This window comes from Variovorax sp. 3319 (assembly GCF_031456585.1).
GTDB lineage: Bacteria > Pseudomonadota > Gammaproteobacteria > Burkholderiales > Burkholderiaceae_C > Variovorax > Variovorax paradoxus_P.
Genome location: NZ_JAVDUZ010000007.1, coordinates 123,000 through 148,478, shown reverse-complemented (window position 1 = coordinate 148,478; position 25,479 = coordinate 123,000). Strand labels below are relative to the sequence as shown.

Annotated in this window: 26 protein-coding genes; 12 read left to right on the top strand and 14 right to left on the bottom strand. The window is 65.5% G+C overall.

The genetic code is table 11. From position 1 onward, the window contains the following. Nucleotides 1-3: 3 nt before the first annotated feature. Both J2X67_RS15705 and J2X67_RS15700 read left to right on the top strand, forming a co-directional pair. On the top strand, nt 4-924 hold the full coding sequence (locus tag J2X67_RS15705; protein ID WP_309954215.1) for a tetratricopeptide repeat protein: 921 nt from the start codon (nt 4-6) through the stop codon (nt 922-924). Nucleotides 925-1,110: 186 nt separating this feature from the next. Further along, entirely contained in the window at nt 1,111-1,563 is a 453-nt protein-coding gene (locus tag J2X67_RS15700) for an META domain-containing protein (RefSeq protein WP_309954214.1), read from the top strand. Nucleotides 1,564-1,572: 9 nt separating this feature from the next. On the opposite strand, the gene J2X67_RS15695 is transcribed toward J2X67_RS15700, so the two are convergent. The 4 genes from J2X67_RS15695 to J2X67_RS15680 form a co-directional block, all read right to left on the bottom strand. Further along, nucleotides 1,573-2,478 (bottom strand): phosphoribosylaminoimidazolesuccinocarboxamide synthase, encoded by a 906-nt coding sequence (locus J2X67_RS15695; RefSeq protein ID WP_309954213.1) that lies wholly within the window; start codon nt 2,476-2,478, stop codon nt 1,573-1,575. 100 nt (nt 2,479-2,578) lie between these two features. Next, a complete protein-coding gene (gene fba / locus J2X67_RS15690; protein ID WP_309954212.1) occupies nt 2,579-3,643 on the bottom strand; it encodes a class II fructose-bisphosphate aldolase in 1,065 nt (354 codons plus the stop codon). A gap of 64 nt (nt 3,644-3,707) precedes the next feature. Further along, a complete protein-coding gene (locus J2X67_RS15685; protein WP_309954211.1) occupies nt 3,708-4,637 on the bottom strand; it encodes an alpha/beta hydrolase in 930 nt (309 codons plus the stop codon). Between the two features lie 82 nt (nt 4,638-4,719). Continuing rightward, complete coding sequence (locus tag J2X67_RS15680) at nt 4,720-5,229, bottom strand: Lrp/AsnC family transcriptional regulator (RefSeq protein ID WP_309954210.1); 510 nt, start codon at nt 5,227-5,229, stop codon at nt 4,720-4,722. Nucleotides 5,230-5,365: 136 nt separating this feature from the next. Here J2X67_RS15680 and J2X67_RS15675 point away from each other — a divergent pair, with 136 nt between their 5' ends. After that, complete coding sequence (locus J2X67_RS15675; protein ID WP_309954209.1) at nt 5,366-6,382, top strand: 1-aminocyclopropane-1-carboxylate deaminase; 1,017 nt, start codon at nt 5,366-5,368, stop codon at nt 6,380-6,382. Nucleotides 6,383-6,392: 10 nt separating this feature from the next. Here the strand turns inward: J2X67_RS15675 and pyk are convergent, their stop codons facing one another. The 3 genes from pyk to J2X67_RS15660 all read right to left on the bottom strand — a co-directional run bounded on the left by pyk (nt 6,393) and on the right by J2X67_RS15660 (nt 10,119). Continuing rightward, the gene (pyk, locus tag J2X67_RS15670) at nt 6,393-7,841 is read right to left on the bottom strand and encodes a pyruvate kinase (RefSeq protein WP_281147248.1); all 1,449 of its coding nucleotides are present in this window, start codon (nt 7,839-7,841) and stop codon (nt 6,393-6,395) included. Nucleotides 7,842-7,924: 83 nt separating this feature from the next. Next, nucleotides 7,925-9,118, bottom strand: coding sequence for a phosphoglycerate kinase (locus tag J2X67_RS15665; protein ID WP_309954208.1), 1,194 nt, complete (start codon nt 9,116-9,118; stop codon nt 7,925-7,927). A gap of 95 nt (nt 9,119-9,213) precedes the next feature. Beyond that, the gene (locus tag J2X67_RS15660; RefSeq protein WP_309954207.1) at nt 9,214-10,119 is read right to left on the bottom strand and encodes a LysR family transcriptional regulator; all 906 of its coding nucleotides are present in this window, start codon (nt 10,117-10,119) and stop codon (nt 9,214-9,216) included. An 88-nt stretch (nt 10,120-10,207) separates the two neighbouring features. On the opposite strand from J2X67_RS15660, the gene J2X67_RS15655 reads away from it, so the two are divergent. From J2X67_RS15655 to J2X67_RS15630, 6 genes are read left to right on the top strand one after another with little or no spacing between them, the layout of a single operon-like run. Further along, complete coding sequence (locus tag J2X67_RS15655; protein ID WP_309954206.1) at nt 10,208-10,768, top strand: VOC family protein; 561 nt, start codon at nt 10,208-10,210, stop codon at nt 10,766-10,768. Beyond that, a complete protein-coding gene (locus tag J2X67_RS15650) occupies nt 10,761-11,882 on the top strand; it encodes an alpha/beta hydrolase (RefSeq protein WP_309954205.1) in 1,122 nt (373 codons plus the stop codon). The genes J2X67_RS15655 and J2X67_RS15650 overlap by 8 nt, the downstream gene beginning before the upstream one ends. A gap of 6 nt (nt 11,883-11,888) precedes the next feature. Continuing rightward, a complete protein-coding gene (locus J2X67_RS15645; RefSeq protein ID WP_309954204.1) occupies nt 11,889-13,538 on the top strand; it encodes an FAD-dependent monooxygenase in 1,650 nt (549 codons plus the stop codon). Then, nucleotides 13,535-13,738, top strand: coding sequence for a DUF2783 domain-containing protein (locus tag J2X67_RS15640; protein ID WP_309954203.1), 204 nt, complete (start codon nt 13,535-13,537; stop codon nt 13,736-13,738). Before J2X67_RS15645 ends, J2X67_RS15640 begins: the two co-directional genes overlap by 4 nt. Continuing rightward, complete coding sequence (locus tag J2X67_RS15635) at nt 13,735-14,712, top strand: MBL fold metallo-hydrolase (RefSeq protein ID WP_309954202.1); 978 nt, start codon at nt 13,735-13,737, stop codon at nt 14,710-14,712. The genes J2X67_RS15640 and J2X67_RS15635 overlap by 4 nt, the downstream gene beginning before the upstream one ends. A gap of 41 nt (nt 14,713-14,753) precedes the next feature. Continuing rightward, nucleotides 14,754-15,731: a tripartite tricarboxylate transporter substrate binding protein gene (locus J2X67_RS15630; protein WP_309954201.1), complete on the top strand. Its 978-nt coding sequence runs from the start codon at nt 14,754-14,756 to the stop codon at nt 15,729-15,731. A gap of 19 nt (nt 15,732-15,750) precedes the next feature. Here J2X67_RS15630 and J2X67_RS15625 read toward each other — a convergent pair whose 3' ends face one another. Genes J2X67_RS15625 through def form a run of 5 tightly spaced genes read right to left on the bottom strand, consistent with a single transcriptional unit; the run spans nt 15,751 to nt 18,794 of the window. Beyond that, nucleotides 15,751-16,089, bottom strand: a complete 339-nt coding sequence (locus J2X67_RS15625) for an AzlD domain-containing protein (protein WP_309954200.1) — start codon at nt 16,087-16,089, stop codon at nt 15,751-15,753. Next, a complete protein-coding gene (locus J2X67_RS15620; protein WP_309954199.1) occupies nt 16,086-16,826 on the bottom strand; it encodes an AzlC family ABC transporter permease in 741 nt (246 codons plus the stop codon). The genes J2X67_RS15625 and J2X67_RS15620 overlap by 4 nt, the downstream gene beginning before the upstream one ends. Beyond that, a complete protein-coding gene (fmt, locus tag J2X67_RS15615; protein ID WP_309954198.1) occupies nt 16,826-17,779 on the bottom strand; it encodes a methionyl-tRNA formyltransferase in 954 nt (317 codons plus the stop codon). Before fmt ends, J2X67_RS15620 begins: the two co-directional genes overlap by 1 nt. Beyond that, a complete protein-coding gene (locus J2X67_RS15610; RefSeq protein WP_309954197.1) occupies nt 17,776-18,270 on the bottom strand; it encodes a hypothetical protein in 495 nt (164 codons plus the stop codon). The genes fmt and J2X67_RS15610 overlap by 4 nt, the downstream gene beginning before the upstream one ends. 2 nt (nt 18,271-18,272) lie before the next feature. After that, nucleotides 18,273-18,794, bottom strand: coding sequence for a peptide deformylase (gene def / locus J2X67_RS15605; RefSeq protein WP_309954196.1), 522 nt, complete (start codon nt 18,792-18,794; stop codon nt 18,273-18,275). A gap of 161 nt (nt 18,795-18,955) precedes the next feature. Here def and J2X67_RS15600 point away from each other — a divergent pair, with 161 nt between their 5' ends. From J2X67_RS15600 to J2X67_RS15590, 3 genes are all read left to right on the top strand, one after another. Further along, nucleotides 18,956-20,170, top strand: a complete 1,215-nt coding sequence (locus J2X67_RS15600) for a LysM peptidoglycan-binding domain-containing protein (RefSeq protein ID WP_309954195.1) — start codon at nt 18,956-18,958, stop codon at nt 20,168-20,170. A 27-nt stretch (nt 20,171-20,197) separates the two neighbouring features. Further along, nucleotides 20,198-21,367 (top strand): DNA-processing protein DprA, encoded by a 1,170-nt coding sequence (dprA, locus tag J2X67_RS15595; RefSeq protein WP_309954194.1) that lies wholly within the window; start codon nt 20,198-20,200, stop codon nt 21,365-21,367. 80 nt (nt 21,368-21,447) lie between these two features. Further along, nucleotides 21,448-21,966, top strand: coding sequence for a DUF494 domain-containing protein (locus J2X67_RS15590; RefSeq protein ID WP_309954193.1), 519 nt, complete (start codon nt 21,448-21,450; stop codon nt 21,964-21,966). Between the two features lie 4 nt (nt 21,967-21,970). Here J2X67_RS15590 and J2X67_RS15585 read toward each other — a convergent pair whose 3' ends face one another. Then, nucleotides 21,971-24,376, bottom strand: coding sequence for a DUF1631 family protein (locus J2X67_RS15585; protein WP_309954192.1), 2,406 nt, complete (start codon nt 24,374-24,376; stop codon nt 21,971-21,973). A gap of 139 nt (nt 24,377-24,515) precedes the next feature. Further along, nucleotides 24,516-25,475, bottom strand: a complete 960-nt coding sequence (secF, locus tag J2X67_RS15580; RefSeq protein ID WP_309954191.1) for a protein translocase subunit SecF — start codon at nt 25,473-25,475, stop codon at nt 24,516-24,518. Nucleotides 25,476-25,479 lie beyond the last annotated feature (4 nt).

The following is a 25,479-nucleotide window of genomic DNA, read 5'->3' as shown; positions in this document are numbered from 1 at the left end:
CCGATGATCGACATCACTCTCGAAAATTTTCAGGCCGAACTGATCGAAGGCTCGGTCGCCACGCCGGTGCTGCTGGACATCTGGGCCGAATGGTGCGGCCCGTGCAAACAGCTCGGCCCGGTGCTCGAAAAGCTCGAAACCGAGTACGCCGGCCGCTTCACGCTGGCCAAGCTCGACGCCGACAAGGTGCCGCAGATTTCGTCGCAGCTCTCGGAGATGTTCGGCGTGCGCAGCATTCCGTTCTGCGTGATGTTCAAGGACGGCCAGCCGGTCGACGGCTTCGTCGGCGCCATTCCGGCCGACAAGATCCGCGAGTTCCTGGACAAGCACGTGCCCGGCGCCGAAGAGGTCGAGGCAGCCTCCGAGGAAGCCGCAGCACAGGAAGCGCTGGCCGAAGGCGACACCGAGGGCGCGCTCGAGCGGCTGCAGCATGCGGTGGCTACCGACCCGGCCAACGACGATGCGCGCTTCGACTACATCAAGCTGCTGCTGCAACAGGGCCGCATCGACGACGCCAAGGTGGCTTTTGCGCCTGTCATCGCCAAGACCACGCTGGTGCGCCGCTTCGATTCGCTGCAGCGCTGGATGGACGCCATCGATTTTGCGGCGCCGGCCTCTGGCGCCGCACCGTCGCTCGCCGAATTCGACAGCAAGATCGCCGCAGGCAAGCGCGACTTCGACGCGCGGTTTGGCCGTGCCCGCCTATTGATGGCCGAGCAGCGCTGGACCGACGCCATGGACGAACTGCTCGAAATACTGATGCGCGACAAGAGCTGGAACGAAGAACTCGCGCGCAAGACGTACATCGCAATCCTCGACCTCATCGAGCCGCCGAAGGTAAAGGTGGCCGACGGGCAGATTCCGCCGGACGATCCGGTGGTGGCCACGTATCGCCGCCGGCTCAGCAGCGTTGTATTGAGCTGACCGCCGATTGCGCATGGATGTGCGCATGGATGTGCGCAACCGCATGAAAAGCGATCTTCGGGTCGCTTTTTTTTGTGCAACGGGTTCTGAGCGGGGCTGACAAGGCGCGGCATTGGCGGGCCCGGGCGCCGTCGAATACGATTGGCGGCGATTCAACTTGTTGCAATTGAGAAGGAAAATCCGGCCATGCGTTTCCTTGCCCGCCACCGAGCCCGCCTCGCGCTCTCCGTTTTTGCGACCGTCATCCTCGGGGCCGCGCTGTCCGGTTGCGGCAGCGGCATCAGCCTGGACGAGCCGATCGAGGGGCCGGTGTGGCGCCTCGCGCAGCTGGGCAACGAGCCCGTGGCGCCCGGCGGCGACGCGCAAATTCAGTTCGACCGCAGCAGCGGCCGCGTCAGCGGCTCGGGCGGCTGCAACCGCGTGTCGGGATCGTTCACGCGCAGCGGCAGCGCCCTGACCATCGGCCAACTGGCCTCTACCCGCATGGCCTGCACCGACCCGGTGCGCGGCGCCAACGAAGCGCAATTCATCTCTGCGCTGCAGACCACCGCCAGCTATAGGCTGGCCGGCCCCGGGCGGCTGGCGCTGCTCGATGCAAGCGGGCGGACAGTGGCCACGCTGAGTTCAGGCGGCCGCTGACCAGCCAGTTCAGCCGGTGAGCCGCTCCAGCGCTTCGCGGTACTTGGCCGCAGTTTTCTCAATGACTTCGGCCGGCAGGCGCGGCGCGGGCGGCGTCTTGTCCCAGGGCTTGCCGTTGATCTTGGTGGCCTCGAGCCAGTCGCGCACAAACTGCTTGTCGTAGCTCGGCGGATTGGTGCCGGCCGCCAGCGCGGCCTGGTAGCCCTCGACCGGCCAGTAGCGCGAACTGTCGGGCGTGAGCACTTCGTCCATCAGCACCAGCGTGCCGGCCTCGTCCAGGCCAAATTCGAACTTGGTGTCGGCGATGATCATTCCCTTGGTAAGAGCGATCTGCGCGGCGGTCTCGTAGATCTCGAGGCTGGTTTCGCGGATTTGCTGCGCCAGCTTGGGGCCGACGATCTCGACCACGCGGTCGTAGCTGATGTTCTCGTCATGCTCGCCGGCCGCTGCCTTGGCGGCGGGCGTGAAGATCGGGCGCGGCAGCTTGCTCGCGTTAGTGAGCCCTTCGGGCAGGGGCACGCCGCACACAGAGCGGCTTTCCTGGTATTCCTTCCAGCCGCTGCCGGCCAGGTAGCCGCGCACCACGGCCTCGACCGGAATCGGCTTCAGGCGCTTGACGAGCATCGAACGCCCGGTGACCTGCGGCACCTCGTCGGCGGTAACCACGCTCTCGGGCGCCTCGCCCGTCAGGTGGTTGGGGCACAGCTGGCCGAGCCGTTCGAACCACCACAGGGCCATTTGCGTGAGGATTTCGCCCTTGCCCGGAATCGGCTCGCCCATGATCACGTCGAAGGCGCTGAGCCGGTCGCTCGCGACCATCAGGATGCGGTCTTCGCCGACGGCGTAGTTGTCGCGCACCTTGCCGCGCGCAAGCAGGGGCAGGCTCTGGATGGAGGAGGTGTGGACGGTGGTCATGGGGCGATGCTGTACGGAAACGGGTGACGGGAAAAACGGATTGTGCGCGCAGAAAAAAGCCACCGCGAACGGTGGCCTGCGAATCGCGAAAAAAGTTTCTTCAGACCACTTCTTGCGCGAGCTCGCCCTTGGCGTACTTGGCGGCAACCACTTGCAGCGTCTCGCCCTTGATCTTGGCGCCCTGGCCTTCGCAGCCGAACTCGATGTAGCGCTGCTTGCAGATCTGCTTGGCGGCTTCGCGCGCCGGCTTGAGCCATTCGCGTGCGTCGAACTTCTCGGGGTTCTCGGCCAGGAACTTGCGCACCGCGCCGGTCATTGCCAGGCGAATGTCGGTGTCGATGTTGATCTTGCGCACGCCGTACTTGATGGCTTCCTGGATTTCCTCGACGGGCACGCCGTAGGTTTCCTTCATGTTGCCGCCGTACTTGCGGATGATCTCGAGCAGGTCTTGCGGCACCGACGACGAGCCGTGCATCACCAGGTGGGTGTTGGGCAGGCGGGCGTGGATTTCCTTCACGCGCGAGATCGACAGGATGTCGCCCGTGGGCTTGCGGGTGAACTTGTAGGCGCCGTGGCTGGTGCCGATGGCAATGGCCAGGGCATCGAGTTGCGTGGCCTTCACGAACTGGGCCGCTTCCTCGGGGTCGGTGAGGAGCGCCGCGTGATCGAGCACGCCTTCGGCGCCAATGCCGTCTTCTTCACCGGCCAGGCCGGTTTCGAGCGAACCCAGGCAGCCCAGTTCGCCTTCGACCGTCACGCCGACCTTGTGGGCCAGCTGCACGACCTTGCGCGTCACGTCGACGTTGTATTCGAAGGAGGCCGGCGTCTTGCCGTCTTCCTTGAGCGAGCCGTCCATCATCACGGATGAAAAGCCAAGGTCGATAGCGCCCTGGCAGATGGCCGGGCTCTGGCCGTGGTCCTGGTGCATCACCAGCGGAATGTTCGGGTACTGCTCGATCGCGGCCTGGATGAGGTGCTTGATGAAGGCCTCACCGGCGTATTTGCGGGCGCCGGCGCTGGCTTGCAGGATGACGGGCGCACCGGTTTCCTTGGCGGCCTCCATCACGGCCTGGACCTGTTCGAGGTTGTTGACGTTGAAGGCCGGAATGCCGTAGCCGTTGGCGGCTGCGTGGTCCAGCAGTTCGCGCATCGAGACGAGTGCCATGGGAAATACCTCGCGGAAATAGGGGAAAAAGAAGGCGGAAAGACGAGAGAAAACTGCCGCAATTCTATCGAGCGCCCTTGTGGGACGGCACTGACGGCAATCCGAGGAAATCGATGACAGGGGGAAGCACCGGGCCGCCGAGCCACTGGATCGGCCTGGCAAACGCGCCCATCAGCGTGACGTGGCTCAGGTTGTCGTACAGATGAACCTCTACCGGTACGCCCGCGTCGCGCAACGTGCGGGCCATGCGCAGGGTGTTGGGCTCGGGGTAGACGAGGTTGTCCTTGGCAGCCGCCAGCAGCAATGTTCGAGGCGAGGCGGCGCCCGCATGCGCGATCGGCTGCGAGTCGCGCGGGGTGTCGGGCCAGTGGAACGCGACACGCACGTCCGGGTCGCCGATCGGCAGGAAGTCGTACGGCCCGGCAAGCCCGATCCAGCCGGCCAGCTGCTTCGGACTGGCGCCGGCCTCGGCCAGCCAGCGTTCGTCCAGCGCGACCATGGCGGCGTTGTAGCCGCCGGAGCTGTGGCCCATCACGTAGACGCGCTTCGGGTCTGCGCCGAGCCGGGCGGCATTGTCGAGCGCCCATTTGACCGCCAGCGCGCTGTCGCGCACGAACACCGGATAGGTATGGCGCGGCGAAAGGCCGTAGTCGGGCACCACCACCACAGCACCCCGCGAGGCGAGCGCTTCGCCCAGAAAGCGGTAACTCGCACGGTCGCCGGTGGTCCATGCGCCGCCATAGAAGAACACCACCAGCGGGCGCTCGCCCTGCTCAGGCAGCGTCGCCGGCAGCGGTTGGTACACGTCCAGCCGCTGGCGCGGCTCTTTGGCATAGGCAATGCCGCCCTGGAACCCGTAAGTGCCCGTGGGCACGAGCCCATTGATGAGCTTGAGCGGCGAGCAGGCCGGCAGCGCCGCCATGGCAGCGGCCCCCAGAGACAGGGCGAGGGCGCGGCGAAGCTTGCGCGCCGGCGCGGGCATGGGAAAGGTCATCTGGCTGGTACGCAGAAAAAGCCCTTCCGGTTTACAGCGCCGGTTAGGCCGCTGTCGCAGCGCCGCTTGCGCGATCAGCTCTTCAGATCGGCAACTGGGTGGTCGACATGACCTGCTTGAGCACCACGAAGGTCCGGATCTGACGCACGCCGGGCAGGTACAGCAGTTGCTCCGCATGCAAGCGATTGAAGCTGTCGTTGTCGCGCGTGCGCACGAGCATGAAGTAGTCGAACTCGCCCGTGACCACATGGCATTCGAGGCAGCCCGACACCTTTTGCGCGGCCTTTTCAAAGTCGGCGAAGGAGTCGGGCGTGGAACGGTCGAGCACCACGCCGATCATCACCAGCATGCCTAGCTCGAGCGCGTCGGCATCGAGCAGCGCCACGATGCCCTTGATGAGCCCCGCGGCCTTGAGCCGCTCCACGCGGCGCAGGCAAGCCGGCGCACTCAGGTTGACCTTGGCGGCCAGCGCCACGTTCGACACCGAGGCGTCACGCTGCAGCGCACGAAGGATGGCGCGATCGGTGCGGTCCAGCTCCGCTGCCGCCTCGGCCGCCTGTGCCGGCGAGGCACGCAACTTTGTTGTGCTCATCTTGGTCCTGGCGAATCAAATATCTTCGATCTCTCGATCTTGTCTTTTTTTACGCCGTAATTCCATCGGAGTTTGCAAGCACCTTTCGAGAGCTTCTTCCTACCATCGATGTCACCCCTTCTCTGGAGCAGCACCGATGAATCTCAAGAAATTTCCCCGCCACGCACTCACCTTCGGCCCCACGCCGATTCACCCGCTCAAGCGCCTGAGCGCCCATTTGGGCGGCGAGGTCGAGCTCTATGCCAAACGCGAGGACTGCAACAGCGGCCTGGCCTTCGGCGGCAACAAGACCCGCAAGCTCGAATACCTGATTCCCGAGGCGCTCGAGGGCGGCTACGACACGCTGGTGTCCATTGGCGGCATCCAGTCGAACCAGACACGGCAGGTGGCCGCAGTGGCCGCGCACCTGGGCCTGAAATGCGTGCTGGTGCAGGAGAACTGGGTCAACTACTCGGACGCGGTGTACGACCGGGTTGGCAACATCGAGATGTCACGCATCATGGGCGCCGACGTGCGGCTCGACAGCGCGGGCTTCGACATCGGCATTCGCAAGAGCTGGGAAGAGGCCATGGCCGACGTGCGCAAGGCGGGCGGCAAGCCCTTTCCGATTCCGGCCGGCTGCTCGGAACATCCGCGCGGCGGCCTGGGCTTTGTGGGCTTTGCGGAGGAGGTGCGGCAGCAGGAGGCCGAACTGGGCTTCAAGTTCGACTACATCGTGACCTGCTCGGTCACGGGCAGCACGCAGGCCGGCATGGTGGTGGGCTTTGCAGCCGACGGGCGCGCCGACCGCGTGGTCGGCATAGACGCCTCGGCCAAGCCGCAGCAGACCTTCGAGCAGATCGTGCGCATTGCCAAGGGCACGGCCGAACTGGTCGAGTTGGGCCGCGACATCACCGACAAGGACGTGGTGCTCGACCGCCGCTTCGGCGGCCCCGAATACGGCTTGCCCAATGAAGGCACGCTGGAAGCGATTCGCCTTTGCGCGCGCCTGGAAGGCATGCTGACCGACCCCGTGTACGAGGGCAAGTCGATGAACGGAATGATCGAGAAGGTGCGGCTGGGCGAATTTCCGGCGGGTTCGAAGGTGCTGTACGCGCACCTGGGCGGCGTGCCGGCCTTGAACGCCTACAGCTTTCTGTTCAGGAACGGCTGAGTCAATTCAATCAGCTGGCCCGGCAGATCTTGAGCATGTTGGTACCGCCCGGGGCACCCATCGGTTCACCGCAGGTAATCGCATAGACGTCGCCGGTCTGCACGATTCCGCGCTTCTTCAGGTGGGCTTCGGCCTGCTCGAGCGCGGTGTCGCGGTCGCTCTCCGAATCCATCAGCAGCGGGCGCACGTTGCGGTAGAGCGCCATGCGGCGCTGCGTGGCGAGGCGCGAGGTCAATGCGTACATCGGAATGTGCGCGCGGTGGCGGCTCATCCACAGCGGGGTGGAGCCCGATTCGGTGAGCGCCACGATCGCCTTGGCGCCCAGGTGGTGCGCGGTAAACAGCGCACCCATGGCAATGGATTGGTCGATGCGGCTGTAGGTCTTGCCGCTGAAGTCTGCGTCGAGCGTCTGGTCCTCGGCCGATTCAGCGGCTTCGCAGATGCGGCTCATCTCCTGGACGGTTTCGAGCGGGTAGCGGCCCGAGGCGGTTTCGGCCGAGAGCATGACGGCGTCGGTGCCGTCGAGCACGGCGTTGGCCACGTCGCTCACCTCGGCGCGCGTGGGCACGGGGTTGGTGATCATCGACTCCATCATCTGGGTTGCGGTGATCACCACCTTGTCCATGTCGCGCGCCATGCGGATCATTTTTTTCTGCAGCGCGGGCACGGCAGCGTTGCCGACTTCAACGGCCAGGTCGCCGCGCGCCACCATGATGCCGTCGCTGGCGCGGAGGATTTCTTCCAGCTTGGGGATTGCCTCGGCGCGCTCGATCTTGGCAATGAGTCCGGGCTTGTGGCCGTACTCGGCAGCGGCCACGTTGCACAACTGGCGCGCCATTTCCATGTCGGTGGCGTTCTTGGGAAAGCTCACCGCCACGTAGTCGGCCTGGAAGCTCATGGCAGTCTTGATGTCTTCCATGTCCTTGGCCGTAAGCGCCGGCGCCGTGAGCCCGCCGCCCTGCTTGTTGATGCCCTTGTTGTTGGAGAGTTCGCCGCCAAGCTTCACGGTGGTGTGCACCGCTTCGCCGCGCACCGCGTCGACCGTGAGCACAATGAGACCGTCGTTCAGCAGCAGCCTGTCGCCGGGGCGCACGTCGCGCGGCAGGTCCTTGTAGTCGAGGCCGACGGCGTCGGCGTCGCCCGGCTCGGTGCGCGAGGCGTCGAGCACGAACTTCGCGCCCGGCTCCAGCCAGACCTTGCCCTGCGCAAACTTGCCGACGCGGATCTTGGGGCCTTGCAGGTCGGCCATGATCGCCACTTCGCGGCCGATCTTGCGGGCGGCTTCGCGCACCATGGCGGCGCGGTCGATGTGGTCTTGCGCCGTGCCATGGCTGAAGTTGAGCCGCACCACGCTGACCTTGTTCAGGATCATCTGCTCCAGCAGCTCGGGCGTGTTGGAAGCCGGGCCGAGCGTGGCGACGATCTTGGTGGCGTGGCGGGGAAGGCGATCCGTGATCATTGAGCTTGTCTCCATTTTGTATCCGCTACTGTATACACTTTGTGTGACTACAGGAAGTGGACACCGCTGCGCGGCGCGAAAAATCAGCCCGCAGCACGCTTGGCAAGGATTTCGAAGGCCGGCAGGGTCTTGCCCTCGAGCACCTCGAGAAAGGCGCCGCCGCCGGTCGAGATGTAGCCAACCTGCTTCTCGATGCCGTACTTGGCAATGGCCGCGAGCGTGTCGCCGCCGCCGGCAATCGAGAAGGCGCTGCTTTCGGCAATGGCCTGCGCAATGGCTTTGGTGCCGCCCGCAAAGGCGTCGAACTCGAACACGCCCACGGGGCCGTTCCAGACGATGGTGCCGGCCTCGCGCAGTTGCGCCGAAAGGATCTCGGCGGTCTTCGGGCCGATGTCCAGGATCAGGTCGTCGTCGGCCACGTTGCTTGCGTCTTTTACCGTGGCGGGCGCATCGGCCGCAAAGGTCTTGGCCGTGACCACGTCCACCGGAATTGGCACGTCGGCGCCGCGTGCGCGCATGGATTCGATCACTTCCTTGGCCTGGTCGACGAGGTCGGGCTCGGCCAGCGACTTGCCGATCTTGAGGCCGGCCGCAAGCATGAATGTGTTGGCGATGCCGCCGCCGACGATCAGCTGGTCGACGTTGGCCGACAGGCTTTTGAGAATGGTGAGCTTGGTGCTCACCTTGGAGCCGGCCACGATGGCCACGAGCGGCCGCTTGGGCAGGGCCAGTGCCTTCGAAATGGCGTCGAGCTCGGCGGCAAGCAGCGGGCCGGCCGCAGCCACCTTGGCAAACTGCGCAATGCCGTAGGTGGTGGCTTCGGCACGGTGCGCGGTGCCGAACGCGTCGTTCACGTAGATGTCGGTGAGCGCGGCGAGCTTGCGGGCCAGCGCCTCGTCGTTTTTCTTCTCGCCCTTGTTGACGCGGCAGTTCTCGAGCAGCACCACCTGGCCGGGCTTCACCTCGACACCGTCGACCCAGTTGGCCAACACCGGCACGTCCCGGCCAAGCAGTTCGCCCAGGCGCTTGGCCACGGGAGCCAGTGAGTCTTCAGGCTTGAACGCGCCTTCGGTGGGGCGGCCCAGGTGCGAGGTCACCATGACGGCGGCGCCGGCGTCGAGCGCCAGCTGGATGCAGGGCACCGAGGCGCGAATGCGCGTGTCTTCGGTGATGTTGCCCGCATCGTCCTGCGGCACGTTGAGGTCGGCACGGATGAAGACGCGCTGGCCGGCGGCCTTGCCCTGCGCGCAGAGGTCGGTGAATCGAATGACGTTCATGGGTCTGTGTGTAGTGGAAGACAAGTCGCCTTGCATTGTAGGTTTCGCCCAGCGAGGGCTCTACACCACTTCTTGCGGCTTTCCGATGCTTTCCGTCAGCCCTTCGGCTGCGCCCTGGCGAAGCGTTCGAGCACCTCGACAAAGCTCGCCGCGGCGGGCGAGAGCGTGCGGCGAGCGGCGCTGTAGATGCACACCTCGCGATGGAAATCGGGCGACTCCAATCGCACCATCTGCAGGCCATGGGCACGCACCAGCGGCGCGGAATAAGTCGGGCACACGGTAAGGCCCAGGCCCGAAGCCACCATGCCGAGCGCAGTGGTCATGTACGACACCTCTTGCGTGCCCGGACGCAGCATGTATTCGCGCTCCGCCGGAGCAAGCTCGGGCAGCACGCGCTGGCGAAAGTCGCGCGTGGGGGCAATGAAGGTGTATGGCCCGAGCTCGTGCCAGCGCACCTTGCGGCGCTTGGCAAAGGCGTGGTCTGGCGGGCAGATCAGCCAATGCCTGTCGCGCAGCAGCACGCGGCGTTCAATGGCTGCATCGACGGCCACGTCTTGCCCGACCGCAAGCTCCGCGTCGCCCGCGGCGATACCGGCGAGCAGGTGCTCGGGCAAGGTGTCGGCAAGGCGAACGTCAACGTCGGGATAGGCCTTGCGATAGAGCGCAATCACGCGCGGCATCAGCGTGCAGGCCATGAGTTGGGGCGCTGCAAGGCGCAACACTCCTTTCTTCTTGTCACGCAAATCAGTCACGCCCGCCACCGCGACCGTCAGGTCACCGAGCAAACGGTGCACGGAGGGCAAGAACTCACGGCCCGCTTCGGAAAGCTGCACGCGCCGGGTGTGGCGGTCGAGCAGCTTCACGCCCATTTCGCGCTCGAGTTCGCGCACCAGCACGCTGAGCGCCGACTGCGTGAGATGCAGTTGCTGCGCCGCAGCAGTGAAGCCCCCGGTTTCAGCCACGGCGGCAAAGGCGCGCAATTGGCGCAAGGTCAGATTCATACATCTATTTCATCAATCGATGAATTAATTTCGATTGCATCATAAGACGCGGCGTCGCCCAATAACGGCTCACCGGAGACAAGAAGCCATGCCGACCACCGCCAATACGGCGCCCCCACCCGCACCGCCAGTGCGCGGACTGCATCACTTTGCCTGGCGCTGCCGCGACAGCGAGGAAACCCGCCGTTTCTACGAAGACCTGCTGGGCCTGCCGCTCGCGCATGTCATCAAGAGCGACCACGTGCCGAGCACGGGCGAGTACTGCCCCTACGTGCACATTTTTTTCCAGATGCGCGACGGCTCGTACATCGCCTTTTTCGACCTGGGCGACGACGTGGCGGCGCTGCCCTCGCCCAATACGCCGGCGTGGGTGAACCACATCGCGCTGCGGGTGGATTCGGTAAGCGACCTGCTCGCCGCCAAGGCGCGGCTGGAGAACGCCGGCGTTGAAGTGCTGGGCGTGACCGACCACCACATCATCGAATCGATCTACTTCTTCGACCCCAATGGCATTCGCGTGGAGCTGACCACGCCGACCGTGCCGCAGGCCGAGATGGAAGCGCATGCGCTGCGCGCCCGCGCGGACCTGGACGCGTGGACCGTGCGCAAGGCCGGGCTGCGCGCCGCAAGGGGCACTGCAAATGCCTGAATTGCAGCTTGCCGTCATCGACGTGAAACCCGGCGCCACAATGGAGAGCCAGTCGGGCCTGCAGATGCTGCGCCCTCGCATCTATGGCGCCTTTCGCGCGCCGCAAGGCCCGAAGAAGATCGCGGCCATCGTGATGCACCCGACCAGCAACTTCATGGGCCACTACCTCATCGGCCCGCTGGCCGAGCGCGGCATCTGCTGCATGGGGCTGAACTCGCGCTACGTGGGCAACGACACGGTGCTGCTGATGGAGCGCGCCATCCAGGACCTGGGGGCAGGCGTGCAGTACCTGCGCGCGGCCGGCTACGAGAAAGTCTTCCTGGTCGGCAACTCGGGCGGCGCCGCGCTTGCGAGCTTTTACCAGGCGCAAGCGGAGAAGCTCACCGCCACGCATTTTCCGGACGGCGACCCCACGCACCTGCACTCCGGTGACCTGCCCCCGGTCGACGGCATTGCGCTGTGCGCTGCGCACCTGGGCCGCACGCGGCTGATGCGCGACTGGATCGATCCTTCGGTCACCGACGAGCACGATCCGCTTTCGGTGGACCCCGACCTCGACATGTACGACCCGCGCCACCGCATGCCTTACACCCCCGAATTTCTCGAGCGCTTCAGCAAGGCGCAGAAGGCCCGGCTCGATCGCATCGAGCAATGGTGCATCGACCGGCTCGCGCTGCTGCGCGGCACACCGGGTGCGCCGCGCGACCAGACCTTCATTGTCTATCGCACGCATGCCGACCCGCGCTGCGTGGATCTTTCGCTTGATGCCAACGACCGGCTGCCGGGCAGCGTGTGGGGCGACGCACGGCAGGTGAACTACTCGGCCAACGCAATGGGACGCACCACCTCGCTCACCGCATTTCTTTCGCAGTGGTCTTCGCGCTCGCAGGCCGACGGGCCCACCAACCTCGCGCGCACTACGGTGCCCAAGCTGCTGCTCACGTACACGGGCGACCAGTCGACCTTTCCGAGCACACGGGATGCGTGGATGGCCGCCGGCGGCGCGCGCATTCGCAATGTCGACATCGTGGGCGGCAACCACTACCTGGCGGGGCAGCCCGAACTGATTCCGAAGGCGGCGGACGCGATTGCCGAGTTCGCCCACGCGCTGTAGACCGATATGGAAACCTTTGCATTTGCGCCGGCCTACGAGCTGCCGAGTTGGCCTTTCACGCCACCGCCCGAACTGGAAGGCAGTCAAATCGTTCGCCACCCCCTGGTGATCGTCGGCGCCGGGCCTTCGGGCCTGACGCTGGCCTGCGACCTGGCACAACGCGGCGTGCGCGCCGTGCTGCTCGACGAAGACGACACCGTGGGTGTGCGCGGTGCTTCTTCGCGCGGCATCTGCTACGCGCAAAAGAGCCTCGAAATCTTCGAGCGGCTGGGTGTGTACGAGCGCATGGCGGCCAAGGGCATCACCTGGTCTTTCGGGCGCACCTTCTCGGGCGAGCAGGAGGTGTACAACTTCAACCTCCAGGCGAACAGCGTCTCCAGGCAGCCGCCGTTCATCAACCTGCAGCAGTTCTACGTGGAGTGGTTCCTGGTCGAACGCATCCTCGAACTCGGCCTGACCGACATGCGCTGGAAGAGCCGCGTGACCAGCGTCGAGCAACTGGATGACGGCGTGCGCATCGAGGTCGAGACACCCGCCGGCCGCTACACCATCGAGGCCGACCGGCTGATAGACGCCACCGGTGCCAACAGCCCGATTCGCACGCAGCTCGGCATCGATGCGCACTCGTCGCGCAGCACCGACCGCTGGTGCATCAGCGATGTGCGCTTCAAGAAGCCGCTGCCGACCGAGCGCTGGACATGGGTGGACGCGCCCTTCAACGAAGGTCGCGGCGTATGGCAGCACCTGATGGCCGATGGCGTGTGGCGCATCGACTACCAGATGCCCGAAGACTGCGACACGAGCTACATCAGCAAGCCCGAGGTCGCAGGCGCGCGGCTGCGCGAGCAACTGGGGCCGGACGTGGAGTTCGAATTCGTGTGGATCGGCCCTTACGGCTACCGCGACCACCTGCTCGACAGCTTCCGCCATGGCAGCGTGTTCTTCATCGGCGATGCGGCGCATGTGGTGAGCCCGTTCGGTGCGCGCGGGGGCAACAGCGGCATCCAGGATGCGGCGAATCTTGGATGGAAGCTGGCGCTCGTAGCGCAAGGGCAGGCGAGCGATGCGCTGCTCGACAGCTACGACGCCGAGCGCCAACCCGCAGCGCAGGAAAACCTGCGGGTGACGAGCCGCTCGGCTCGCTTCCTCGCGCCGCGTTCGCCGGCCGAGCACACGTTGCGCCGCGCGGTGGTATCGCTTGCCGCGCGCTATCCGTTTGCGAGGGCTTTGGTGAACACGGGCCGCATGTCGGTTGCCAACGACTATCCGCCCTCGCCACAGCTGCCCAAAGGTGGACGCAGTGTGCAGAACCTGCCGCTGCATTGGGCCGATGGCAGCGAAACGACGCTGATGCAGTTGCTGGCCGATGGCACTCAGTGCGTTGGCTTCTGGTTGGCGCCAACCCGCGCCGAGGCCGAGGCGGCGATGGAAGCGGCGGGCTCGTTGCCGCTGCGCCTGTTTGCCATCGGCGGCGACAGCGGCTTGCCGACACTGCAAGCCGACGACCGGCTCACGAACCACCTCGGCCTGCGTGACGTGGGCAGCCTTGTGCTCGTGCGCCCCGATGCCTACCGCGCCGCGGCGCTGCCGCACGCCACGCCCGCCGCCATTGCCGATGCACTGCGCACGGCGCTTGCCCGGAACACCACCGCATGATCACCGAGCTCCGCATCCCCGACCCCGACGGCTTCTACGCCGCCCTGCTTGCGGCCCACGAAGGCCTGGGCGAAGCGCAGAGCGCCGACCTCAACGCCCGCCTCGTCCTGCTGCTGGCCAACCAGTGCGGCGACCAGGCCGTGCTGCTCGCCTGCATTCGCGCGGCGGCCGAAGACCTCACCACCAACCAAGCCCCATGAACGCCAACGTCTCCTTCGCCTCTGCCTCCGACACGCGAGAGCAGAAACCGCAGTTGCGCGAGCTCGCGCCCGGCGTGTACGGCTACATCAGCGATTTCGATCCGAACTGCGGCTTCGTCGTGGGCGACGAGCAAGTGGTGCTGATCGACACGCGCCCGACACCGCGCATGGCCCGAGACTTTCTCGCCGCCATTCGCACGGTGACAGACAAGCCGATAAAGACCATCGTGCTCACGCACTATCACGCAGTGCGCGTGATGGGCGCGAGCGCCTTCGACCAGGTGCAGAACATCATCGCGAGCAACGGCACGCTCGACTGGATTCGCACACGCGGACAGGCCGACTTCGATTCGGAGGTCGGGCGGTTTCCGCGCCTCTTTGCGGGTGTAGAGGAAATTCCGGGCCTGACCTTTCCGACGACGAGCTTCGAGCGCGAGATGAGCCTGTGGCTCGGCCCACGTCCGGGCCTGGGCCGTGAACTGCGCCTGATGGCGCTGGGCCGGGGCCATTCGAGCGGCGACACGGTCGCATGGCTTCCCGACTGCGGCGTTCTTTTTTCGGGCGACGTGGTCGAGAACCACTGCGGCGTGTACGCCGGCGACGCCTATATCGGCGATTGGGCCGGCACGCTCGACGCGGTGCGCGCATTGAAGCCGCGCGTGCTGGTACCGGGCCGCGGCGCCGTGCTGCAGGACGAAGCCGCCTGCGCCGAGGCCATCGGACTCACCCAGGCTTTTCTGGGGACGCTTCTGGAGAGCGTGAAGGCCGGCATTGCCGCGGGCGAGACGCTCAAGGGCTGCTTCGCGCGAGCAGAAGCGGCGATGACCCCGCGCTTTGGCGCATGGCCCGTGTTCCAGCATGTGCTGCCCTTCGACGTGTCGCGAGCCTATGACGAACTGCGCGGCATCGAACACCCCGTGGTGTGGACGGCGGAGCGCGACCGCGAGCTCTGGCAGACGCTTCGCGGGGACTGACCGGCTACCGATTTTCAAGACAAGCAACGGAGACACAGACGATGAAACGATTTCTTCCCCTGCTGGCCGCAACCCTTGCACTGGCCACCGCGGCGCCTTTTGCATCTGCCCAGCAAGCCGCCTACCCGAGCCAACCGGTCAAGTGGATCGTGCCCTACGTGGCTGGCGGCGGCACCGACAACCTTGCGCGTGCATTGGCGGAGGCCATGCAGCCGTCGCTCGGGCAGCCGCTCATCATCGACAACCGGCCGGGCGCATCGACCAACATCGGCGTGTCGGTGCTGATGCAGGCCAAGCCTGACGGCTACACGATCATGCAGGCCGAGAACGCGGCGCTGCTCTTCAACGAGCACATGTTCGCCAAGCTGCCCTACAAGCCCGCAAGCGACTTCACCTACATCGGCACGATCGGCCGCTTTCCGGTGGCGCTGGTGGTGCACCCGGACTTTCCCGCGAAGAACGTGGCCGAGTTCGTGCGCTACGTAAAGGCCAACCCCGAGAAGGTGAGCTACGCCTCGCCAGGCAATGGCTCGCCGCACCACATGGCCATGGAGCTCTTCAAGCAGAAGGCCGGCATCAGCATCACGCACGTGCCCTACAAGGGCGCCGCACCCGCAATGACCGACGTGATGGGCGGCCAGGTGCCCACGATGATGCTCGACCTGGCTTCGGGCCTGCCGATCATCAAGGCGGGCAAGGTGCGGGTGCTGGCAATTGCGCTGCCGCAGCGTGCGGGCGCGTTGCCCGAAGTGCCGACCTTCGTCGAAGCGGGCTTCAGCGACGTCAACGCCTATGCCTTCCATGGCTTGATCGGCCCGGCAGGCATGCCGCCGGAAGCCGTGGCGCGCATCAACAGCGAACTGCAGAAGGCGATGAAGGCACCCAAGGTGGTGAAGCTCTTCGCCGATTTCGGCTTCGAGCCGCTGCCGGGGACACCGCAGGAGTTCTACAAACTATCGCGGGCCGAGAGCGAGCGTTGGGGCAAGATCATCCAGGCTGCGGGCGTGAAGCTGGACTGAAAAAGAAAAGGCCCGCCGGCTACCAACCCAGCCAGAGGTGCAAGGGCAGGTACACCGCCATGCCTGCCAGCATCGTGCCGAGCACGCCACGCCGCCAGTAGTAATAAGCGGCGCCGACCACGGTCGCATACAGGCGGGCGTCGTGCAGCGTGGTGATCAGGTGGCCCTGGGTCATCACGATCTCCGGCGCGATAACGCCCGCCAGCGCTGCCGCCGGTGCGTAGTGCAGTGCACGGTGCGCCCAGCCGGGCAAGCCCCAGGGCCTGTCGAGAATGAAGAAGAAGCACCGCGTGAGCACGGTAACCCCTGCCAGTCCGACGATGACCGCAAGGGTCCAGAAATCGGTGGTGCCGCTCATTTGTTGTCTTCCGCGTCGGGGTCGAGCCCGAGCTGCTTTTCCAGCCAGAAGCACAGCAGCACCGCCGCACCGATGGCCACCACGATGTTGAGCTTGAGCGGCAAGGTATAGGCTGCGACCGCGGTAACGCTGGCGATCAGCGCGGCCAGCATGCGCAGCGGCGTTGTCGCCATCGAGCAGACGATGGCCACCAGGCTCAGCACCCCGGCAAAGCCGAGGCCCCAGTTCTGCGGAATGAAGTTGGCAAGCGCTATGCCCAGCAGGCTCATGCCCATCCACGAGCACCAGGTCACGAAGTAGTTGCCTGTGAGATAGGCCTCCTGCGCCTTCTGCTCGTCGGGCCCGACCGGCGGCGAGGCATAGCGCCGGGTAAAGAGCGCGTAGCTCAGGTCGGCCGTGAGATAGCCGTGCGTCATGCGGCGCCAACGCGGCATGTGCATGAGGTAGGGCCGCAAGTGCAGGCTGAAGACCACGAAGCGCAGGTTGACGCAGAAGCCCGTGGCCAATATCACCCAGGCCGGCGCGCCCGCGAACAGCAGCGGAATGGCAGCGAGCTGCGAGCTGCCGGCATACACCAGCAGCGTCATCGCCACCGATTCCAGCACGCTCATGTTCGACTTGACCATGGCCACGCCGGTCATGAGCCCCCAGGCGCCGATGCCCAGCGCGGCCGAAGACATGTCACGGATGCCGGCGCGGAATTCGGGACGGCGCCGTATGGCTGAAGACAGGAACATCAGCCGAACACCTGCCCGGGCTTCAGATCGAAGCCGCGCAGGAAATCGGCCACGGCCAGGCGCTTGCCGCCTGGCCGCTGGAGTTCGGTGATCATCACGACGGATCCGGCTGCGGCCACCGCAACGCCGGTGTCGGTTACGGCGACGATGGTGCCCGGCGCAGCCGATTGCCCGGCCGGCGCCGCGTATGCAGCCCAGAGCTTGATCGTTTCGCCATCGAGCACGCTGTTTGCCCCGGGAAAAGGATCGAATGCGCGAATGCGCCGCACGATGGCGTCGGCGGGCTGGTTCCAGTCGACCTGCGCTTCGTGTTTTTCAACCTTGTTGGCGTAGGTCACGCCTTCGGCAGGCTGCGGGGTGCGCTTCAACTCGCCGATGCTGGCCAATGCCTGGACGATCATGCGGCCGCCCAGGTCGGCCAGCCGGTCGTGCAGGCGGGCGGTGTTGTCGCTTCCAATATCGACCGCCTCGCGCAGCAGCATGTCGCCGGTGTCCAGCCCGGCGTCCATCTGCATGATGGTGATGCCGGTTCGCGTGTCGCCGGCCTCGATGGCGCGGTGGATCGGCGCCGCGCCGCGCCAGCGCGGCAGCAGGCTGGCGTGGATGTTCAGGCAGCCGAACTTCGGCAGGTCGAGCACCCATTGCGGCAGGATGAGCCCGTAGGCGGCAACCACCATGACGTCGGGCTTTGCAGCCAGGAGGGTCTCGCGCGCGGCCGAAGCGTCTTCGGGGTACTTGCCGTCGAGCCGAAGGCTTCGCGGCTGGGCCACAGGCCAGTTGTTGGCAACGGCGCATTGCTTGACGGGGGAGGCCTGCAGCTTCATGCCGCGCCCTGCGGGTCGGTCGGGCTGGCTCAGCACCAGCACCACTTCATGCCCCGCGGCGGCAATGGCTTCAAGCGCGACGCGCGCGAACTCGGGCGTGCCCGCAAAAACGACCTTGAGCGGGCTCAATCCCGGATCCGATCGAATTCGAGGTCATCCCCCGTGTGATAGCGGCGAACCACGCCTGTGGGATCGATATAGATATAGAGCATGCGGCGCTCGTTCACGGCCTTGTAGCGCCAGGTCCAGACGGTTCCGTCAAAAGAGCTGACGCGGCTGATTTCATAGGGCCGGCCATAAAAGGCAACCACCTCGTTCTGGCGCCATTGGCCGACCTTGATGTCGTGGCCGAAGCGCGCCTCGTTGAGCACCTGCGTGACAGAGACGACCCTGCCCGACGCATCGACGTCGATGTCGATCACCTCGAAGCCCGCCGGCATGCGCGAATACTGCAGGCGCTCGCCACCCCCGTTGAGCGGATAGCGGCCAGTTGGCGCGCCCAGGCGCTGCAGGGTTTCGGCCGCCGTGGTGCCCGGAACGATGCGCGTCGGTTCGCTGGCACAGCCGACCAGCAGCAACCCGGCCACAACAACGAAAGCGTGGGACCAGGCAAGCCTCATTCTCAGGCCCGGCCTTCCTTGGCTTCTTCGCGTTGCTGCTTGAGCAGCTTGCTCTTGATGCGGTTGCGCTTGAGCGGCGACAGGTACTCGACGAACACCTTGCCCAGCAGGTGATCCAGCTCGTGCTGGATGCACACGGCCAGGAGGCCGTCGGCCTCGATGGTGCGCAGTTCGCCGTTTTCGTCCAGCGCCTGGACCTTGACCGAGGTGGAACGCATCACGCCGTCGTAGATGCCCGGCACCGAGAGGCAACCCTCCTCGTTCAGCACCTTTTCGTCGCTTGCCCAGATAATTTCCGGGTTGATGAGCACCAGCGGCTCGTTGCGCTCTTCGGAAACGTCGATGACGACCAGGCGCTCGTGCACGTCGACCTGGGTGGCGGCCAGGCCGATGCCGTTGGCGTCGTACATGGTCTCCAGCATGTCGGCAACCAGGGCCTTGATGCGTGCGTCGACGCCTTGTACCGGCTTGGCGACTGTGTGCAGGCGCTTGTCCGGGTAACTCAGAATGATTCGTTTGGCCATGAAAAACGGGAAAAGTTGTGGCTATTTTCGCCAATTCCGCGACGCGATGAGCTCGGATCGCCTGAAAACGTTGCCCTTTAAAGGGCTTCGGGCGCAGAATTCGTAGCAAATTGTGAGATTCGTATGCGCACCGATACTTTGATGCGCTCACCCATCCAGACATGAAAAAGCTCCGAACCCCTGTCCGCCAGCGCACGCACCTTTTCACCACGTTGGCAGCCCTTGCGGTGATCAGCGGCGGCACCACGGCCTGGGCTCAGAACTACCCCGTCACGCCGCAGCAACGCGCCACGGCGCAGCAAACCGCCCAGAACGGCGTTCCGTTGAGCGAACTGGCGCCCAATGCGCCGGACGAATACACCGTCAAGCCCGGCGACACGCTGTGGGCCATTTCGCGCCTTTACCTGCTGCGCCCCTGGCGCTGGCCTGAGCTGTGGGGCATGAACATCAACGAGATTGCCAACCCGCACCGCATCTACCCCGGCCAGGTGCTGTACCTGGACAAGACGGGCGGCCGCGCGCGCCTCAGCATGCGCCGCGGCGCGGGCGGCAGCGGCGACGGCGGCACCATCAAGCTTTCGCCCCGCACGCGCTTCGATTCGCTTGCCGGCATGGCGCTGCCCACGCTCAACCCGAGCATCATCGAGCCGTTCCTCAGCGAGCCGATCGTGGTGGATGCCGACACGCTGCAAGCCGCGCCGCGCATCGTGGCGGGCAACGACAGCCGTGTCTTGCTGTCGCGCGGCGACCGCGCCTATGCACGCGGCAATGCCGATACCCCGCTGCTCGAAACGCCGGGCCCGCTGAAGAATTTCCGCGTGTTCCGCAGCGCCACGCCACTCAAGGACCCGGGAACGGGCGAAATCCTCGGCTACGAGGCGCAGTACCTGGGCAAGGCCCAGCTCCAGCGTGGCGAATCGACCACGGTCGAGACCGAGAAGGACAAGGACGTCATCACCGTGGTGCCGGCCAGCATCGACATCATTGCGGCGCGCGAGGAAATCCGCGCCGGCGACCGCCTGCTGCCTGAGCCGCCGCGCCAGTTGCTGAGCTACGTGCCGCGCGCACCTTCCACGCAGGTCGAGGGCCGCATCATTTCCGTCTACGGCAACGCGGTGCAGTTCGCGGCGCAGAACCAGGTGGTGGCCATCAACAAGGGCACCCGCGACGGCATCGACAGCGGCCACGTGCTGGCCATCCTGAAGAACGGCGAAACCATTCTCGACCGAACCGGCGAACGCAAGGAAACGATCAAGCTTCCGAACGAACGCATCGGCCTGCTGATGGTGTTCCGCCCGTTCGAAAAGGTTTCGTACGCGCTGGTGCTCGAAATCACCGACACCCCGCGTGCCGGCGACTTCCTCGTCAATCCCTGACGCCCCTCCGCTTCCTTTCCATTTCGTTTGGAACGAGCAGAACTCGCAGGCTGGCTGCGGCTTTCACTGACGCCGGGCATCGGCGACGGCGCAGCGCGCAAGCTGCTGGCGGCCTTCGGGCTGCCTGAAGGCATTTTTGGGCAGACCGGCGCGGCGCTCCGCCAGGTGGTGTCGCAAGCGCAGGCCGATGCGTTGCAGCAGCCGCCCAATGGCCTCCAGGCGCAAATCGACCTGACCTGGCAATGGCTGCAACCCGGCCACGACGACGGCACCGCGCGCCGCATCGTGACGCTGGGCGACGCGAACTACCCCGCATCGCTGCTCGAAATGGTCGACCCGCCGTTGATGCTCTACGTGCTGGGCGCAGCGGACTTCAATCTGACACAGCTCGCCAACAGCATTGCGGTAGTGGGCAGCCGCAACCCCACGCCGCAAGGTGCTGCCAATGCGCGCGCCTTTGCGCGGGCGCTGGGCGAAGCGGGCTTGCCGGTGATTTCGGGACTGGCACTGGGTGTGGACGGCGCCGCGCACCAGGGCGCGCTCGACGCAGCCGGCGACACGCCCCGGCTCGCCACGGTGGCCATTGTGGGAACGGGCCTTGACCGCGTCTACCCGGCCCGGCACCGCGACCTGGCGCACCGCATCAGGCTGCAGGGACTGATCGTGAGCGAGCTGCCGCTCGGCACGCCGCCGCTCACGCAAAATTTTCCGAAGCGCAACCGCCTTATCGCCGGCCTGGCACGCGGCACGCTGGTGGTCGAGGCCGCACTTCAGTCGGGCTCGCTGATCACGGCCCGCCTCACCTCGGAGCAGGGCAAGGAAGTATTCGCCATTCCGGGCTCGATCCATTCGCCGCAGTCGCGGGGCTGCCATGCGCTGATCCGCCAGGGTGCGAAGCTGGTCGAATCGGTGAACGACATCCTCGAAGAGTTGCCCGATCTGCGCACAGCCGGTGCCAACGGGCGCCTTTTCGAGACTGCGGATGCCGGCGAAGCTTCTTCTTCCGCCAGCTCCTCGTCGGCTTCGGAAAACCCGCTGCTCGAGGCGCTGGGCTTCGACCCCGTCAACCTCGACGCCCTGAGCGCGCGCACCGGCTGGAGCGCGGCCGCGCTGCAGGCCAAGATGCTCGAACTCGAGCTCGACGGCCACGTGGCGCGCCTGCCCGGCGGGCTCTTCCAGAGAACAGCTGCGGCCTAGTATTTTTCTCCCCCGTAAAAGGGAAGAAGAAGTGACACGAAGCCTGGGGGCTCGCAACAAGCTTCGGCTATATTGGGCCCATGTTCGAAGTGCTCGTTTTTGTCTACGAAAACTATTGGCGCGGCGATGCTTGCCCCGAACCTGAACAGCTGGGCCGCAAGCTCAGTGCACACGGCTTCGAGGCAGAAGAGATCCGCGATGCCCTGCATTGGCTCGACGGCCTGAGCCTTGCCACGCAAGGCATGCAGCTCGAGCGAAGCGCCGATGACGATGCCATTGCCACTGTGACGCTGCGAGGCGCTGCCGAAGCCGCGCTGCCCCAGTCGAGCAACGCCATGCGGGTGTATTCGCAAGCCGAGCAGGAGCACCTGGGCGCTGACTGCCTCGGCTTCATCCGTTTTCTCGAATCGTCGAACGTGCTGTCTTGCGGGTTGCGCGAAATCGTCATCGAGCGCGCCATGGCCGCACCAGGCGACCCGGTTGCGCTCGACGAACTCAAGATCATCGTGCTGATGGTGCACTGGAGTACCGGTATCGAGCCCGATGCGCTGGTGCTGGACGAACTCTGCGAAAGCCGCGAAGGGCGCATCGCGCACTAGCCGACTAGTTCAGTAGCCGTTCCGGATTTGCGTCGAGCTTGGCGAGCGCTTCGCGCGTGGCGCGTACCGTGAGCGTTTCTTCTTCGGCCGGCACCAGGAGGCCTGCTTGCAGGTAGTTGGCCAGCCGCCCGACCTGGATAAGAAAGCTGCGGCCGTCGGCCGAGGCGAACAGATGCAACTGCTTGCGCTCGCTGCGCCAGACAAACTGCACCTGGGTCACACGGTCGTTGTGGTCGAGCATGAACCAGTTGCCCACCTGCAGCTCGTGTGCCCACTCGAGCATGTCTTCGGCAACAACGCTGCCGGCGGTGTCGGGCACGACTTCGATCGATGCCGCATCCACGCCCAGCAGCAGTTCGATGCTGTTCGCGTCGAGCGGCAGGTTGGAGGCGCCGCCGTCGTCGCTCACAAAGTCTTCCAGGTGCGCCAGGCGCTCGGCCATGGCTTCGATCTTGGCCGCGGGAATCGCCTCGGTTTTCGACAGGAAGGCGTCGGACAGCGTCGCACCGATGGTCTTGATATGGGCCTCTTGAGGCTCGTCGATGATGCCGAGCAGGTTCATGCCCAGCCGCAGGCGTTGCAGCAGCTGAGGCAGGTCCTGGATCACGCGGGCGCGGTCGGCGCGGTTGGGCTTGGCGCTCGCGGCCCACACCAGCTCGGAGGCCACGCGCTTGAGCATCACGGTCTGCTCGCCCTGTGCGCCATAGCGCAGCGCGGCAATGGCCAGCACCTCGGCCCAGACCTTGAAAAGAAACTCGCGTATCTCGTCACGCACCGGCATGTCGTTGAGCATCTTGCGCAGTTCGATGGTGTACTGGATCGCCATCGTTTCCTTCTGCTCGACCTGCTGCGCCACGCTCATGACCCGCTGGGTGGTGTCGCTTTGCGTGAGGTAGCGGCTGAGGAACGCAACAAACTCGTCGAACACCAGCTTGAAGACGCGCTGCCCGGTTTCGGGGTATTGCTCGATCACCTGCACGACACGCCGGATTTCGCCTTCGAGCGCGCTGCCCGAAATGGCGGCGGCGTCGAAGCCCATCACGCAGGAACCCATGCGGTCGATCAGCATGCGCGCGGGATGCTGAAGCGTGCCGAAGAATTCGGGCTCGGCAATGGCCACGCGCAGCACGGGCATCTGCAGCCGCGCAAACCACACGCGCGCCGAGAACGGAATGCGCTCCTCCGCGAGGATGGCCTGGAACATGAGTGCCACGATCTCGACCGTCGCCTTGTCGGCAGTGGTGGGCGCTCGCTTCTTGATTTCGGCGCTGCGCCGGCGCAGCTCGACCGAAGCCTGCTGGATGACAGTGGCCTCGTTTCCGGGGTTCTGCATGTACTGCGTGGCGGCCATCCTGTAGGCGGCTTCGGCATCGGCGATGACGCCCGCAAAGGTCTTGGAAAAAGCCTGTGTGGCCCCGCCGGCACCACCGCCACCGCCACCGCCAGCGTTGTTGCCGACGCCCGGCGCCCGCCCGTCCGCTCCGGTGACCGATTGCGGCGAAGAAGACATCGTCGATGGCATGTCCGCCGAGCCGATGCGTGCGGCCACAAAACGCTTGAGGCTCAGCAGAGCCGTCTGCGCACGCTGGCGAGCCAGCAGCAGCGGCGACCCGCCTGTCGTTACCTGTGGCGCCGATGCGCCGAAGCCCCGCGTTTGCGGCGATGCGTGCGAGCCGTGCTGCGGCGCAGCGCCCGGTACCTGGCCGGCGGTGCCACTGGAATATGGAGCCCCGGGCACCGTGGCCGGCCCGCCGGAACCGCCCGTGCGGCGCACAAAGCTCTTGAGATCGATCTCCGGCATCACGCCCTTGGAAATCAGGAACGCATTGGCATCTTCGTAGGCCTTGACGACCACGCCGACCAGATGCTGCTGAACGGTGTCCTGCACGCGGGCCCAGAGCGCACGGCTCAAGCCGGCCGCCAGCCACTGGTCTACCAGCAGCTTGGCCAGAGTTTCGGGCTTGAGCACGTCATGGGCGTCGAGCTCGACGGTGTCTTCGAGGTACTGGATGCGAAGCCGCAGGTCGCTGAGCTCGAAACTGGCTTTGTCCTGGATCGCCTGAGCCAGGCGCGAAGACAGGATGTTGCTTTCCATCACGTCGTCGCCGATCAGCTCGAGCCGCAACCCGCCGGTGGACGACGTGCCTGAGGCGGCACCCGGGGTGCTTACCGATTTGCGCCAATGGGTCTGGGCAAGCGACACCCATTGCGTTGCCTGTCCCTGGAATGCAACAAAGTCGTCCCGGCTTTCCTGCATGGTGCGCGCGCTGCCGACTTCCGAAGCCTGCCTGGTCAGGCGGTCGCGGATGGCCTGCGCCAAGGGAACGATGACGCCCTCGGTCGCCAGCACGAAACGCTCACGCGTCTCGCGTGCGAGCTGCAAGGAAGAGGCGGACCGCGCAATACTCATTGAAAGATCGGAAAGGCCGGTGAGGCTCTATTGTCGGCAACTGCCGAGAGCTTGCATCGGGAAAAGCAACTGCACAAGTGTGCATCAGCTTCTTTGCAGTTGCTGGCTTCCCGCGGCACTTTCCTTCGACCCTGTGGCGTCAGACCACGGCGCCGGCGTTCGGGTCGTCCCCGGAATCGCCGTCGCGCTTGGCCGGCGAGCCCTTGATGAGGTCTTCGCGCTTGATGCCGAGCCACATGGCGATTGCCGCTGCCACGAAGCAGGACGAGTAGATGCCGAAGCAGATACCGATGGTCAGTGCCAGGGCAAAGTAGTGCAGCGTTGGGCCGCCGAAGAAGAACATCGAGAGCACCACCAGCTGCGTCGAGCCGTGGGTAATGATGGTTCGGCTGATGGTCGAGGTGATCGCGTTGTCGATGATCCCCACCGTGTTCATCTTGCGGTAGCGGCGGAAGTTCTCGCGCACCCGGTCGAAGATCACGACCGATTCATTGACCGAATACCCCAGCACCGCCAGCACCGCGGCGAGCACGGCGAGCGAAAACTCCCACTGGAAGAAGGCAAAGAACCCCAGGATGATGACCACGTCGTGCAGGTTGGCCAGCACGGTGGCCACGGCGAACTTCCATTCGAAGCGCACCGCAAGGTAGATCATGATGCCGACCACCACCATGCCGAGCGCCTTGAGACCGTTGGTGGTGAGTTCGTCGCCCACCTGCGGCCCGACAACCTCGATGCCGCGCTGCGTGGCCGAGGGATCGACCGTCTTCAGCGCCTGCATGACCTGCGCGCTTTGCTGGTCGGAGCTCATGCCCTTTTGCGCAGGCAGGCGAATCTGCACGTCGCGCGACGTGCCGTAGCTCTGCACCTGCACGTCCGGGTAGCCGAGCTTGCCGATGGCCTCGCGCACCTTGCCGATGTCGGCGGACTGCTGGTAGGCCACCTCCATCACGGTGCCGCCCGTGAACTCCACCGACAGATGCAGTCCGCGATGCAGCAGGAAGAAAACCGCCAGCGCAAAGGTGGCGAAGGAAATGATGTTCAGCACCAATGCATGGCGCATGAACGGGATGGTCTTGTGGATGCGGAAGAATTCCATGGCG